10 protein-coding genes and 1 tRNA gene are annotated in these 14,720 nt (G+C 35.1%); 9 read left to right on the top strand and 2 right to left on the bottom strand.

The genetic code is table 11. The features are described from left to right. Window positions 1-4: 4 nt before the first annotated feature. Window positions 5-1,525, bottom strand: coding sequence for a hypothetical protein (locus ABIN61_02680; protein ID MEO0293111.1), 1,521 nt, complete (start codon window positions 1,523-1,525; stop codon window positions 5-7). Between the two features lie 121 nt (window positions 1,526-1,646). On the opposite strand from ABIN61_02680, the gene ABIN61_02675 reads away from it, so the two are divergent. The 7 genes from ABIN61_02675 (at window position 1,647) to ABIN61_02645 (ending at window position 7,116) form a co-directional block, all read left to right on the top strand. After that, window positions 1,647-2,318, top strand: coding sequence for a polyphenol oxidase family protein (locus tag ABIN61_02675; protein MEO0293110.1), 672 nt, complete (start codon window positions 1,647-1,649; stop codon window positions 2,316-2,318). Window positions 2,319-2,484: 166 nt separating this feature from the next. Continuing rightward, window positions 2,485-2,559 (top strand) — tRNA-Val (locus ABIN61_02670). 19 nt (window positions 2,560-2,578) lie between these two features. Continuing rightward, complete coding sequence (locus ABIN61_02665) at window positions 2,579-2,848, top strand: DUF1844 domain-containing protein (protein MEO0293109.1); 270 nt, start codon at window positions 2,579-2,581, stop codon at window positions 2,846-2,848. 3 nt (window positions 2,849-2,851) lie between these two features. Next, window positions 2,852-3,919 carry a LysM peptidoglycan-binding domain-containing protein gene (locus ABIN61_02660; GenBank protein ID MEO0293108.1) on the top strand — a complete coding sequence of 356 codons (1,068 nt, stop codon included), beginning with the start codon at window positions 2,852-2,854 and terminating at the stop codon, window positions 3,917-3,919. Then, window positions 3,906-4,718, top strand: coding sequence for a 3-methyl-2-oxobutanoate hydroxymethyltransferase (gene panB / locus ABIN61_02655; protein MEO0293107.1), 813 nt, complete (start codon window positions 3,906-3,908; stop codon window positions 4,716-4,718). Before ABIN61_02660 ends, panB begins: the two co-directional genes overlap by 14 nt. Window positions 4,719-4,727: 9 nt before the next feature. Continuing rightward, complete coding sequence (locus ABIN61_02650) at window positions 4,728-5,690, top strand: GNAT family N-acetyltransferase (GenBank protein ID MEO0293106.1); 963 nt, start codon at window positions 4,728-4,730, stop codon at window positions 5,688-5,690. 4 nt (window positions 5,691-5,694) lie between these two features. Further along, complete coding sequence (locus ABIN61_02645) at window positions 5,695-7,116, top strand: oligosaccharide flippase family protein (protein MEO0293105.1); 1,422 nt, start codon at window positions 5,695-5,697, stop codon at window positions 7,114-7,116. Window positions 7,117-7,769: 653 nt separating this feature from the next. Here ABIN61_02645 and ABIN61_02640 read toward each other — a convergent pair. After that, window positions 7,770-12,470, bottom strand: a complete 4,701-nt coding sequence (locus ABIN61_02640) for an FG-GAP-like repeat-containing protein (GenBank protein ID MEO0293104.1) — start codon at window positions 12,468-12,470, stop codon at window positions 7,770-7,772. A 1,075-nt stretch (window positions 12,471-13,545) separates the two neighbouring features. Between ABIN61_02640 and ABIN61_02635 the strand changes: the two genes are divergently transcribed. Both ABIN61_02635 and ABIN61_02630 read left to right on the top strand, forming a co-directional pair. Further along, complete coding sequence (locus ABIN61_02635; GenBank protein MEO0293103.1) at window positions 13,546-13,959, top strand: secondary thiamine-phosphate synthase enzyme YjbQ; 414 nt, start codon at window positions 13,546-13,548, stop codon at window positions 13,957-13,959. Then, a complete protein-coding gene (locus ABIN61_02630) occupies window positions 13,952-14,686 on the top strand; it encodes a prolyl oligopeptidase family serine peptidase (protein MEO0293102.1) in 735 nt (244 codons plus the stop codon). Before ABIN61_02635 ends, ABIN61_02630 begins: the two co-directional genes overlap by 8 nt. Window positions 14,687-14,720 lie beyond the last annotated feature (34 nt).

The raw sequence follows: 14,720 nt of genomic DNA, 5'->3' as shown, positions 1-14,720 counted from the left end.
TTATTTATCTTAAAAGAGTGAGCTTTATAGTTCCTTTTTCGTTTTCAATTTTCCCAAAGAGAATTCCTCCTGGAAGTCTATTAATATCTATTTCATATCTTGCGGTATTTCCTATAAATTCCTTCTGAGGAATTACCCCAACCATCTTTCCAGTTACATCAAACAGCTTGAGAGCTGCATCTTTTTTAGTTACTCCTTTTACCTCAAGCAAGGTAGAGGAAATAAGAAGGGTCGGGAAAGCTTCTAAGTTGGAAGAACGTTCCTCCTCTTTTATCCCCATCGTTTTTACATAGAAGTTTACACCGCTTGAGCCAGGGGAGACATTTTTAGGTCCTCCATATAAGGAATCAGGGAAATCACTTAATCCGACTGTATAAGACATCGGTTTAGAAGAAACAAGAAGTCTATAAAAGCCTGTAGAGAAAGTCCCTGAGCTTGGAGCCTTTCCAATTCCAGGGGAAAAAGCCCAAACTTCTATCCCATCTGTAGGAACTCCATCTACAAAAACAGTCCCTGCTATCTGTGCATCACAAGGTTCAACAATAATTGTATCTATTATAGTATCCGGAACCTCAACGAATGAAAAAGATCTCTTTGGGGGAGTCATTGAGTAAGGATCATATTTTTGAAAGAACTCCACCTCCCATGAATTTCCCAAAGAAGAAGACCGCAACAAGAAACTTCCCTCTCCTAATTTCCCAACCCCGGTTTTAAAGCAAGGGATTAAAGTTTCAATCATTCCGGAAGGATCTATGAAAAGACCGGAGATAAAAGTCATTATTGGAGAAGTATAAGGGGTGGGAGGCTCTTGTGTCATTTCTTTAAGGAATATACATTTAAACAAAGAGCCATCCGTGGCAATCAAAGTATCATCTAAAGATTTTTCCCCAGGTATAGCTGAATCCCGAGATAAAGTCCCTAAAAATCCAGGGAAAACTTCATTAGGAGGAAGTGTGAGAATCTTATAATATTGAAGCGTGGGGACAGAAATGCTATATTCTCCTTCCTGATTCGTTATGTCAATTAAGGATCCTATTTCTTCTTGAGCTGCGTCCTTAAAACAAGGGACAGCTTTTACCAATACACCTGAAGCATTAATTGGGAGGGGACTAGGAAAGAATATCTTTCCAGTAAGAGGTCCACCTATAGGAGGCTGAACATGGAGTATTGCTTGATCTAGTCCTGCTTCATCTCTTACTATAACAATAAAGTCACCTGTAGGAATCTCAATCTTGGAGGATCTCACCACTGTTGAAAAATAGATATTTTTCTTCTCATCAATGTCTTCCCAGCTTCCATCAATTAAACACCCATAGTATAAAGGTGGCTCTCCTTCTTCAAGAATTCCATTATTATTAAGATCCATATAGACCTCCAAAGAGGCTAAAGAATCTCCATCTAAGTTTACCTCTAAAAATAGAGTATCTCCTATTATAATTGTAGCCACCGAATCACCATTTATCTTTAACTTACTTACCCCAAAAAGTGATAGAGATAAAAGTAAAATTAAATAAATCTTACGCATATAAACCTCCTTTCTTTTAAAGAGCATGCTCTTTTTTAATTATATTAGATTCGAAAAAACCAGATTAGTTCCAATTTTTATTTTCTCTTGATTTTTTTTAAAATAAGATAAATTTTTGGCTATGAATAAAGATACCAAATCTTGGCAGAAAAGAGTTGAAGGCGAAAAAGAATGGTATGAATTTTATTTTGAACCAAAAGTAAAAGTGATTCAGGGAACAAAATATTTTAATCCTCTTGATTTTATAAAATGTAAAACTGTAGGTCTTATTCAAATTCACTCTGCAATAATTCATAAGGCAAGTTTTGGAGTAAAATTGGTTGGAGATGGGCTTTTCACCCAAGAGAAAAATGTAGGTTTGTATGTTAGAACGGCAGATTGTCTTCCACTAACCTTTTACCATAAACAGAAAGAACTTCTTGGACTTCTTCATATTGGTTGGAGGGGAACAGTTCTTGAATTTCCGAAAAATTTTGTGTTAAAAATGAAGGAAATTTATGGGATAAAACCTCTTGAGTGGGAAGTTGTGCTTGGTTATTGCATAAAATGGGAAGACTACGAAGTTAGTGAAGAGATTGCAAATCTCTTCAATAAATTTGGCTCACCTTGTGTTTATTTTAAAGACGGCAAATATTTTCTCTCTCTTAAGGAAGCAAACATCAATATTTTAAAAAATTTAGGAATTGAGAGAATTTATCTTTTTCCAGAGATAGAATCCCCTTATGAATTATTTTATTCTTATAGGAAAGGCGATAAAGAGAGAAATATCACGTTGACTTTAATTGAGTCTTAAAATAAATCTTAAAGAGTTCAACTTGAATGCTTATTCTTAATGAGGTCCCTTTGAAATTACTCTACAAAATTTCAGAGAAAATAAAATGGCTAAGTCTTAGTAGACAATCTTAATGTAAATGAATATTACCCTTGACAAAATAAGTTGCAAAGATTAAAATAAAAAGGGGCGGATAGCTCAGTCAGGTGAGAGCGCCTGCCTTACAAGCAGGAGGTCAGAGGTTCGAGTCCTCTTTCGCCCAATTGAAAGCTTTATGCAAAATGAGTAAAAAAGAAAAAAAAGTTTTAGAAGAAGCAACTTTTTCTTCCATAGTTATGCGGATGGCAACAGGGGCTTATATTTCTCTTGGGCTTGTAGAGGATCCATTAACAGGCAAAAAGGAAAAAGACTTAGAAACATCAAGATATCTCATAGACTCTTTAAGAATACTTAGAGATAAAACAAAAGGTAACCTAACAAAAGAAGAAGAAGGTTATTTAAAGAACATAATTCAAGATCTTGAATTAAAATATATAAAAGAAAAGGAGTAAAAAATGAAAAGATTTATTTTAACTATCCTTTTGGTTGGAAGCTTTTCTTTGATTGCACAATATAAAAAACACACTGTAGTTAAAGGGGAATGTTTATGGTTTATTGCTGAACATTACTACAATAATCCATTTCTCTGGCCTGTAATATATGAAGCAAACAAAGATTCAATAGCAGATCCACACTGGATTTATCCTGGGGAAGTTTTTGTAATTCCAAATGTTCCTGCCGAACAAGAAGTAACACCTCCTCTGAAAGAAGGGTTAGTAACAGAATTAAAAGGGGCAAAAGGCAAATTAATCGAAGAAAAGAGAAAAGCAATTAGCACAAAAAAGACTCCTCTTGAGTTATGGAAAGAGGAACCTGTTCTTTTCTCGGTTATAAAACCTGAAACATATGCCTTTACAAGAAAGGCTGCTCTTTCTGCAGGCTTTATAACTACAGATCACAGTTTAGAAAAAGGAGAGGTAGAAAAGATTCTATATGGAGAAGCTGTACTTGAAGGCTCTCCAACTACTCTTGGAGACAAAGTTCAAGTAAATATTGGTAAATCTAAGGGAGTGGAAGAAGATAAGCTTTATACTATATTTAAATGGGACAAGGAGATTTTTGGATATGGAAGAATAGTAAGAATAAAAGGTATATTAAAAATAATTGAAGCAGGGGAGAAAGTATCAAAAGCAAGAATAATTGACTCTTATGAAAAAATAGAAGTGGGTGATAAGATCATGGATTATATTCCGCCTGAAATCAAAGCTGGGAAAGTTAAGCCTACACTTCAAGATTTAAAAGGAAAAATAATTGCTTTTAAAGAAGATGAAGACGTAGTAAAGCCCTTCTCCGTTGCTTATATTGAACCCGGAAAAAATAAAGACGTTCAACTTGGAGATGTTTTCCTCATCTACAGAGAACAAGGAGGAAGGGAAAGAGATTTAATTAAACCTCTTGGGGAGATTCAGATTGTCAACGTTCAAGATAAAACAGCCTCAGGATATATAACCTCTATTATGGGGAATACTGATATATCTACTGGGGATAAAGTAAGATTGGTTGGGAGAATTGGAGGAGAGTAAGCCAACAGCAAAGTTTTTCCTTAAAAAAAAACAAAATAAAGAAATCGTAGTAGGTATAACTGCGTATAATTATCCAATTGCAAAAATCGCAGAGGAATGTGGGATAGATTGGATCCTTGTTGGTGATTCTGCTGGTAATTGCGAGTTAGGGTATTCAAGTACTATTCCTGTAACAATGGAAGATATGCTCACTTTCACAAAGGGGGTTCTAAAAGGAGCAAAAAAAACACCAGTAATTGTAGATATGCCATTTCTCTCATTTCATACAACTCCCCATAAAGCAGTCTTAAACGCAGGAAAATTTCTTCAATTAGGAGCTTCTGGAGTAAAAGTTGAAGGAGTTAAGCAAAAAGATAATATAAAGGCGATTATAGATGCAGGAATACCTGTTATGGGACATATAGGCTTAAATCCTCAATATTTTCTACAAATAGGACACAAGATAATAGGAAAAACCGAACAAGAAATAGAAGAAACCGTTAAAGCGGCAAAAGAACTTGAAGAGATTGGCGTTTTTGCAATCATTTTAGAAGCAGTAACTCCAAAGTTAGCTTTAAAAGTTAAAGAAACTTGTTCCATTCCAATTTATGGGATAGGAGCTGGTAAAAATTTAGATGGGCAAATCCTTGTTGTCAATGACATTCTTGGTCTATCTTTTGGCTTTAAACCAAAATTCTCAAAGCAATATATAGATCTTGAAAAAATGATTAAGAAAGCCCTAACAAAATATAAAGAGGAAGTTAAATCTGGGAAATTCCCAGGCCCTCAACACACTTACAACGATTATATTGAGGCTTAGCATCCTTAAATGAAAGAGATAATTGTAGAACCTTACAGAGAAGAATTAAAAGAAGCTTGGGATAAATTTGTGGATAAAGCTAATAATGGAACAATTTTCCATAAAATACAATTTTTAAAATATCACCCAATTAACAGATTCAATTTCCATCATCTTGTTTTCCACTCAGAGAGTAACATAATAGCGGTTTTACCAGGAATGTTAAACAATTCTGTTTTTAAGTCTCCTGCAGGTGCAAGTTTTGGAGGAATTGTGATGGATGACAGAAGTTTTGATAAGGTAGATTGCGTAATAAAAACTTTCATTAAGTATTGCAAGGATAATAACATAAAAGAGGTTTATATTACAATTCCTCCAATTATATATTTAAAAGAAATTACTTGCAATTTAGAATATGTTCTTCTTTACAATGGGTTTACCTATTCTTCAATTATGTATACATCGGTAATAGATCTTTCAAAAGAAGATCCATTAAAAATATGCCATGGAAATTCCAGAAATGCAATAAGAAAAGCCATAAAAGCAAATGTTGAAGTGAAATTAAGCGAGGATTATGAGAATTTCTACCCCATTTTATTAAAAAATAAGGAGAAGTTTAAGGTCCCTGTAACTCATACACTTGAAGAGTTAAGAACTCTCAACTCTCTTCTCCCAAATAATTTTAAACTTTTCTTAGCTTATAGAAATGGAATTTTATTGGGAGGGTCTCTAATATTTGTATGTAACGAAAAAACTCTTTTAGCTTTTTATATTGCTCTTGATTACGAGTATCAAGAGTATCGTCCTATAAATTATCTTTTATTTGAAATAATAAAATGGGGACAAAAAAACGGTTTTAAATATCTGGATCTGGGTGTGAATCAAGAAGTCTCTCCGGAAAATCCGATGGAGGTAAACAGAGGTTTGATTTCTTTTAAGGCCAGTATGGGTGCTCAGTGTTTTTTCAGAAACCAAGTTTATAAAAAAATTTGAAATATTGAAAAATTCTGGGAGCGTAAAAGAACTTTTTAAAGAAACAATAATTTATGGAATTGGGCTTTTCTTAAAAAGAGCCATTGGATTCTTTTTAATCCCCCTTTATACTCACACTTTCACTCAGAAAGAATACGGGAAAATTGCTATGATATATTTATTATCCAGTATATTGATTCTTCTTTTTACACTCGGATTAAATGACGCTCTACTTAAACAAATAACAGAAAAAAACGCGGAAGAGAACGAAGTTTTCACTAGATTCTTTATTTTTCGTTTAATTTACACTTCTATTTTTCTTCTTCTGTTAATCATTTATTCTGAACAAGTGGCAATATTCCTAATGGAACCTGACGAAGGTTACCTTATTTCTCTTGCTATTCTAACAATATGGATAGAAACTCTATTTGAACCAGCTCTCTTAATTTTAAGAATCAAAAATCAATCAAAAAAGTTTGTTACAATTAACACCTTGAGATTTCTCTCGAACATTGTTTTCAATATTCTTTTTGTTTTAAAATTAAAATTAGGCATTGGTGGAGTTCTCCTCGGTAATCTCCTCAGTAGCTCTATATTCTTTTTTATCCTTTATCCAGAAATACATTCTCGCTTTACCCTAAAAATAAAATGGACTAAAATAAAAAATCTTTTATCCTATGGATTACCTCTCCTACCCTTATCCTTCATAATATGGATAGGTCTGGAATTAATTGACCGCTGGATAATAAAATTGATCCTTGGACTTTCTGAAGCAGGCATTTATACTCTTGGCTATCAATTCGGTACCGTAATGGGGATAATTGTTCATGGCTTTCGTGCCTCCTGGACTCCATTCTTTTTCAAGAATCCTCGTAAAAAAGAAGCCTTTGCTAACTCTGCCATCACATTTGTCCGGCTATCTCTTTTTCTCTGGGCAATCCTTTCGTTCTTTACCCCAGAAATTTTCAAAATTATGGTGGCAAAAGAATACTGGGAAGCTCAATCAATAGTTCCCATCATTGCTCTCTCTTACATTTTCTTTGGTCTTGAGGAAATCTTTACAGCTCCTTTTTATATAAAATCAAGAACAGGTCTACTTGTCCCTATCGCCCTTACTCCACTCCTGGTAAACATTGCCCTCAATCTTTACCTGATTCCCTTTTGGGGTATAATGGGAGCTTCTTTCGCAACATTATTTTCTTATTTTCTCTTTGCCTTATTCTCTTACCTTGTTGGGAATAAGCTCTTACCAGTAAATTACAATTTAAAAATAATTTTATCAGACCTATGTTTAGGTATCGCACTATTATGCTTGACAACCCTTTTTGGTAATGCTCTATATCAAAGATTACTCGCATTTATAATTCTCTGCTCTGTCCTATGCTACAAAGAAAAAACAAAAATAAAGATATTACTTCAGAAAATCTTAAAAGCATCTAAATCTTAACAAAAACAATGGTCAAATTATAATTTTTAAATGGCGAAATCCTTATTGAAAAAGAAATCCTTTGTCTTTTTAAAAAAAGAAAGTCTAAAAGCTGATTTCTGGAATATTCCTTCTTTTTAGGAAGTAAATTTTCTTCATATGTAGCAAAGAGACTTATTTATTTCACCGACGGAAGAGCTTCTTTCCCGCTCGTCATTAATTTATATTTGACAGAATTAGGCGAACTAACAAAATCCAATTTTTTGAAAATCTGGAATGGAGAAAAAGTTAGAAAAATCAGAAAATAAATATATAGAGGCAAAATGCTCCCAATATGTAGTGGTTGTTGCAACCTTTATGTGTGAGATAAACTGAGAAAAATTTTAAGTTTAAATCCGTTTTGTTGAAAAATAGAAGATATTGAAAAAACCGAAAAATCCATAATCAAACCTTTATTTTGGCAGAAGCGTCGATCGGATAATTAAAGGTACGGACATAATGTGGGGACCTGGCGGAAGGATAAAAGAGGTATTACTGTTGGGAGTAACCTGTCGGCTCAATATATATTAAAAAACCTGATCACGCAATGGGTATCAAAAAGGTAAAAATTTCCGTATTAAAAAAATGACACTTTCTGAAGAAAGTTACGTCTTAGGATTAGGTATTCGGGAGAATTATTTATAACGATTAATTAACACAACCTTCCTTACTTTGGTAAATTCTCCTCCGTTAGCCTCCATCTTAAGGAAGTATAACCCTGCTGATCTACCAGCCATATCTATTTCTCTTGAGTAAAATCCTCGTTGTTTCTCTTCAATAATTTCTTCTATCTTTGCACCTTTTATATCATATATTTCAAATCTAACAGAAGCCTTCACGGGAAGAGAATACCTCACTTCAAACTTTCTACCAGTGAGAATTGCCTTTACACTCATTGAATAAACTTCCGGCAAATCTTCTGGAACCGTTGAAAGAGGTAAAATCTTAAATAATCCATCGCTTACGTCTGAAGGCTCACCATCAATGTCACTTACTCGCACAAGACAACTATCGGACGGTGCATTTGGTATTGTCCAGGAGTAACTACCGTCATCCTCGGTACTTCCAATAATTTCTGCCCAATTTGAACCTTTATCTATAGAGTATTCTATTCTGACCGCTCCGCTCGTGCCTAAAGAACCCCAGGTAATATTATAAGTGCTATCCACTCTCCAGTTCTCTCCACCATTAGGAGAGATAACAGTAATAAAAGAGTTATTGTTCAACAAAACAGAAACAGTGTTGGGACCAATATTCGCAACAGCCAAGTCCATATCCCCATCACCGTCTAAGTCAGAGGAAAAAATAGAAGTAGGACCATCTCCTACACCATAGTTCACTTTCGGAACAAAAGTCCCATCTCCATTATTCTTTAAAATAGAAATACTGTCAGAAAGATAATTCGCCACAGACAAGTCTAAATCCCCATCACCGTCTAAGTCAGAGGAAAAAACGGATTGAGGACCGCTCCCCACCTTATAGTTCTCTTTCTCAGCAAAATTCCCATTACCATAGTTCTTTAAGATAGAAACATTGCCAGAACCAAAATTTGCCACAGACAAGTCCATATCGCCATCACCATCTAAGTCAGAGGAAAAAAGGGAGGCGGGACCATCCCCTACACCATAGTTCACTTTCGAAGCAAAAGTCCCATTACCATTATTCTTTAAAATAGAAATACTGTCAGAAAGATAATTCGCCACAGCCAAGTCTAAATCGCCATCACCGTCTAAGTCAAAAGAAAAAATAGAAATAGGAGCATTCCCGACATCATAGTCCTCTTTCTCTGCAAAAGTGCCATCACCATTATTCCTTAAAATAGAAATATTGTCAGAAAGATTATTCGCCACAGCAAAGTCTAAATCGCTATCACCATCTAAGTCAGAGGAAAAAATAGAATAAGGACCATCTCCTACACCATAGTTCACTTTCGAAGCAAAAGTCCCATTACCATTATTCTTTAAAATAGAAACACTGTCAGAAAGATAATTAGCCACAGACAAGTCTAAATCGCCATCACCGTCTAAGTCTGAGGAAAAAACGGATTTAGGAGCATCTCCCACATCATAGTCTTCTTTCTCTGCAAAAGACCCATCTCCATTATTCCTTAAAATAGAAACATTATCGTACCCCTGATTCGCCACAGCCAAGTCTAAATCGCCATCACCGTCTAAGTCAGAGGAAAAAATAGAACAAGGATCAATTCCTGCTCCATAGTCTACTTTCGGAGCAAAAGTCCCACTTCCTCCATCCGCTTTAACAGTGAAAGCCCATTCATAGGGACTATTTAAATGATTCCCTCCTATATCCTTAATCCCTTTTGTAAGGATGACATAGACTATTTCTCCTACAACAAAATCATTAGCCGGGTCGAATCTCGCTCTTTTTGTTGTATTTTCATAACTGTAAGTTCCTGCTTGCAACCCTTTTTGCAGGGAATAAACAATAAATGTGGTATCATTGATTGTAGAGGCATCCATATCATTATTAAATGTAACAGAGATATCCGTATTTTTTGAGACATTAAGAGCGTTCTTAACGGGACTTACAGAAACAACCTCTAGTAAAGGAAGATTACGTAAAATCGAAACATTCTCAGAATACTGATCTGCAATAGCCAAGTCTAAATCTCCGTCTCCGTCTAAGTCAGAGGAAAAAACAGAAACAAGATCACCACCTATCCAATAGTCCACTTTCGGAGCAAAAGTCCCATCTCCATTATTCTTTAAAATGGAAACATCGTAAGAAGCAATATTCGTCACAGCCAAGTCTAAATCGCCATCACCGTCTAAGTCAGAGGAAAAAATAGAAGTAGGATTACTTCCTACTCCGTAGTCCACTTTCTCCGCAAAAGTCCCATCTCCATTATTCCTTAAAATAGAAACATTGTCGTGCCCCTGATTCGCCACAGCCAAGTCTAAATCGCCATCACCGTCTAAGTCAGAGGAAAAAATAGAAGTAGGAGCATCTCCCACCTCATAATCCACTTTCGAAGCAAAAGTCCCATCTCCATTATTCTTTAAAATAGAAACAGTATGGGAACCCCAATTTGCCACTGCCAAGTCTAAATCCCCATCCCCATCTAAGTCAGAGGAAAAAATAGAATAAGGATCAATTCCCACATCATAGTTCTCTTGTGTAGCAAAAATGCCGTTTCCATTATTCCTTAAAATAGAAACATTCTGAGAACCCCGATTCGCCACAGACAAGTCTAAATCCCCATCACCGTCTAAGTCTGAGGAAAAAATAGCAATAGGAGCATCTCCCACACCATAGTCCACTTTCGGAGCAAAAGTCCCATCTCCATTATTCTTCAAAATAGAAACAGTCCCGGATCCACTATTTGCCACAGACAAGTCTAAATCTCCATCCCTATCTAAATCAGAAGAAAAAACGGTTTTAGGAGCATCTCCTACACCATAGTCCACTTTCGTAGCAAAAGTCCCATTACCATTATTCTTTAAAATAGAAATACTGTCAGAAAGATAATTAGCCACAGCCAAGTCTAAATCCCCATCACCGTCTAAGTCAGAGGAAAAAATAGAACAAGGATCAATTCCTGCTCCATAGTCCTCTTTCGGAGCAAAGGCCCCACTACCTCCATCTACCTCAACAGTAAAAGACCATTCATAAGGAAAAGCTAAAGTATCGCCATTTGTATTTTTGATATCTGGGGTAAGAACAATTGTTACTATTTCTCCTACCTTAAAATCATTAGCTGGGTCAAATGTCGCTGTTTTTGTTTCCGCGTTGTAAGTATAGCTTCCGGTATGTAATCCTTTTCCTAAGGAATAAACAATAAATGTGGTATTATTAATCGTAGAAGAGTCTATATCCTTGTCAAATGTCACAGAGACATTTGTGTTTTTCGAGACATTAAGAGCATTCTTAGTGGGGTTTACAGAAACAACCTCTGGTGGTTGAAGATTGGACAAAACCGAAATATTGTCGGAAGCCCAATTCGCAACAACAAGGTCTAAATCACCATCAGAGTTTAGATCAGAAGAAAAAATAGAAATAGGATAACCTCCTACCTCATAGTCCACTTTCGGAGCAAAAGTGCCATCCCCATTGTTCCTTAAAACAGAAACAGTGCCAGATAAATTATTTGCCGAAGCCAAGTCTAAATCGCCATCACCGTCTAAGTCTGAGGAAAAAATAGAATAAGGAGTACCCCCTATATCGTAGTCTTCTCTCGTAGCAAAAGTCCCATCTCCATTATTCCTTAAAATAGAAACATTGTTGGAACCACTATTTGCCACAGCAAGGTCCAAATCTCCGTCCCCGTCTAAATCTTGGGAAAAAACTGAATAAGGACTATATCCCACATTGTAGTTCCCTCCTAGAGTAAAAGCCCCATTCCCCTCATTCTTTAAAATAGAAACATTGTTAGAACCAAAATTTGCAACAGCCAAGTCTAAATCCCCATCACCATCCAAATCAGAGGAAAGAAGAGAAACAGGACTACTTCCTACTCCGTAGTCCACTTTCGTAGCAAAACTCCCATCCCCATTATTCTTTAAAATAGAAACATTGTTGGAATTTCCATTTACCACCGCAAGGTCCATATCACCGTCCCTATCTAAGTCCGAAGAAAAAACAGAATAAGGACCATTCCCCACTCCATAGTCCACCTTTGGAGCAAAACTCCCATCCCCATTATTCTTTAAAATAGAAACTTTGTTTGAACCACTATTTGCAACAGCCAAGTCTAAATCGCCATCACCATCTAAATCAGAGGAAAAAACGGAATAAGGAGCATATTCTACCCAATAGTCCTCTTTCTCTCCAAAATTCCCATTACCATTATTCTTTAAAACAGAAACAGTGCCAGAAAAATAATTTGCCGAAATCAAGTCCATATCTCCATCACCATCTAAGTCCGAAGAAAAAACAGAATAAGGACCATCTCCTACACTATAGTACTCTTTCCCTCCAAAAGCCCCACTTCCCCCATCCACCAGAACAGTAAAACACCATTCATAGGGACTAATTAAAGGATTACCTCCTGTATCTTCAATCCCTTTTGTAAGGATGATATAGACTATTTCTCCTACAGCAAAATCATTAGCTGGGTCGAATGTCGCTCTTTTTGTTCCAGATTCATAACTGTAAGTTCCTGCTTGTAACCCTTTTCGAAAGGAATAAACAATAAATGTGCTCTCGTTTATCGTGGAAGGATTCATCTCCTTATCGAAGGTAACAGATATGTTCGTGTTTTTTGAGACATTAATGGAATTCTTAGTAGGACTCACAGAAACAACTTGTTGAGCAAAAAGCGAAAGGAGATTAACACTAAAGAGAAAAATTAATAAGATAATTATTACTTTTTTCATTTTTCCTCCTCAATATTTTAATCAACATTAAATACAATTATAAAAATTGTCAAGTGATTCAATCAAAAGCTTGGACACATATTTTAGAAATCAAAGATAAAGGCGATTTGCGAATAGTTGCCATTGGACTTTTAAGATTTCATATTCTTTTTTATTTATATGTAAAATATTGCCATATTTTCGAATAAAAAACATCTTCTTAAGCCCAAATAAGGAGATATTTTAAAGTTGTGAGTGAAATATTATAAAGGTAAGAGTAAAAGTCTAAAAGGAAGCAAGAAATCATAGGCAAGGAACAAATTAGTATTAAGAAGAAAGTCCTCTTAGTTAGAACCAGTTTAAAGGGTAACGAAAGTATTAAAAAGATAGCAAAAACAGTGAAATATCTCACCAGAGATTTCATTGTAATCTTATTTATTACGAGTATCCTGAAAGTCCTTTTTAAGTGATGGAGATAGGTAACAAATACAGGGAATACTACAATTAAAAACGATACTATTGAAGAATAGGTTTAAAGATGCCAATAGATTCATTATACTTGTATCATATTAGCCACTGTCTTTCACTGAGTTGGATTAGCTGCCCAGCTCTTCCCTAAAATTATTTTTAATATCCCATAGCCCCCAAGAGAAACCAAATTAGAAGGGCTATAGCAAAAGTAGGAAAAATAGCATTTACTATCGAAATATAAATCTTATTTATCGATAGAGATAACTTCAAAAAGGTTGTTCAGAAATTTAAGAGCTATAAAAGATGCTCTTAAAAGAAAACGCAGGCTGGAAAGGGAAACCACATCTCACATTAAAGAAAATAAAAAGATGGTTATATCTTTAGAATACAAACGTTGAAGCAATTATTTTCTATCAGTTGAGAAAAAGAGCCATGTTCTTCCACTTAATTAGAATGCCTAACTGGGGCTTGTTCTTTAGAGATAAAGCATTATTTTTATTACAAAAAATCCTTGAGCAATAAGAAAAATCGATAAAATATAGATAAAGATTTTTTGCTTAGTAAATTTATTATTCTTATACCGGTGTATAAGTGGAATAAATAAAACCTGAATAAGGAGGTGAAAGTGAAAAGTTATAGAAAGGAATTATGGTTTAATACTAAAGAAAGGGTTGAATTTATAAATATAACTCCTGAGGTAGAAAAAGCCTTGGAAGAAAGTAAAATAAAAGAAGGTCTGTGCCTTGTGAATGCTATGCATATAACAGCAAGCGTTTTTATAAATGATGACGAGAAAGGACTTCATGAGGATTACAAGAGATGGCTTGAGGAGAAAGTCCCTTATACCCCATCTCTTTATAAACACAACACTTTTGAGGATAATGCTGATGCTCATATAAAACGGCAAATTATGGGAAGGGAAGTTGTTGTGGCTGTCACTGATGGAAAATTAGATTTTGGCCCATGGGAACAAATATTCTATGGAGAATTTGATGGGAGGAGAAAAAAAAGAGTTTTGATTAAAATAATAGGTGAATAAAGTGAAAATCTGGAATAAACCAGTGAAGGGTTTTCTTTTCTTCCTCTTTTTACAACTATCAAATTGTATAAATCCGAATCTCTCCAGAGCTCCGATTAGGGAAATTGAAACAAAAGGGCATTCTCTTTACAAATATCTTTTATATTTACCAAAAGATTATGAAAAAGAGGATAATAACAAATGGCCTCTCTTGGTTTACCTTCATGGTAAATCTTCTAGGGGCTATAACTTAGAAAAAATAAAAAAGTATGGGCCTCCTCATCTTATAAGTAAAGGATGGGAGTTTCCTTTTATCGTAGTCTCTCCTCAATGCCCTCCAGACAGAAATTGGAGTAAAGATGATTGGTTCCCTATCTTATATAAAGAACTATCAAGCAAATATAGAATTGATGAAAAAAGAATTTACTTAACTGGAATGAGTATGGGAGGATGTGGAGTTTGGATGCTTGCAATGAAACATCCAGAATACTTTGCAGCAGTAATCCCTTTATGCGGATGGTGGAGTACCAAAAATATTGAAGCAATGAAAGAGATTCCGGTTTGGGCGTTCCATGGGGCTTTGGACAAGATTGTGCCTCCCAAGAAAACCGAAGAGATGGTAGAAGCTCTAAGAAAGGTAGGTGGAAAAGTTAAATATACAAAACTCACTGGGGAAGGACATTCTATCCACAAGGTTTACGAAAACAAAGAAATATATGAATGGTTGTTGATGCATAAGAAACATTGAGAAGCTATTTTACCCTTGCATATTAATTTTTATG

This window comes from candidate division WOR-3 bacterium (assembly GCA_039804165.1).
Taxonomy (GTDB): domain Bacteria; phylum Hydrothermota; class UBA3072; order UBA3072; family UBA3072; genus JAFGHJ01.
Note: the sequence above shows the minus strand (reverse complement) of the source record. Positions and strands in the feature narration are given on the sequence as shown.

Coding starts and splice junctions, on each gene's coding strand:
- ABIN61_02680 (MEO0293111.1), bottom strand. CDS start 1,525: ATGCGTAAGATTTATTTAATTTTACTTTTATCTCTATCACTTTTTGGG.
- ABIN61_02675 (MEO0293110.1), top strand. CDS start 1,647: ATGAATAAAGATACCAAATCTTGGCAGAAAAGAGTTGAAGGCGAAAAA.
- ABIN61_02665 (MEO0293109.1), top strand. CDS start 2,579: ATGAGTAAAAAAGAAAAAAAAGTTTTAGAAGAAGCAACTTTTTCTTCC.
- ABIN61_02660 (MEO0293108.1), top strand. CDS start 2,852: ATGAAAAGATTTATTTTAACTATCCTTTTGGTTGGAAGCTTTTCTTTG.
- ABIN61_02650 (MEO0293106.1), top strand. CDS start 4,728: ATGAAAGAGATAATTGTAGAACCTTACAGAGAAGAATTAAAAGAAGCT.
- ABIN61_02640 (MEO0293104.1), bottom strand. CDS start 12,470: ATGAAAAAAGTAATAATTATCTTATTAATTTTTCTCTTTAGTGTTAAT.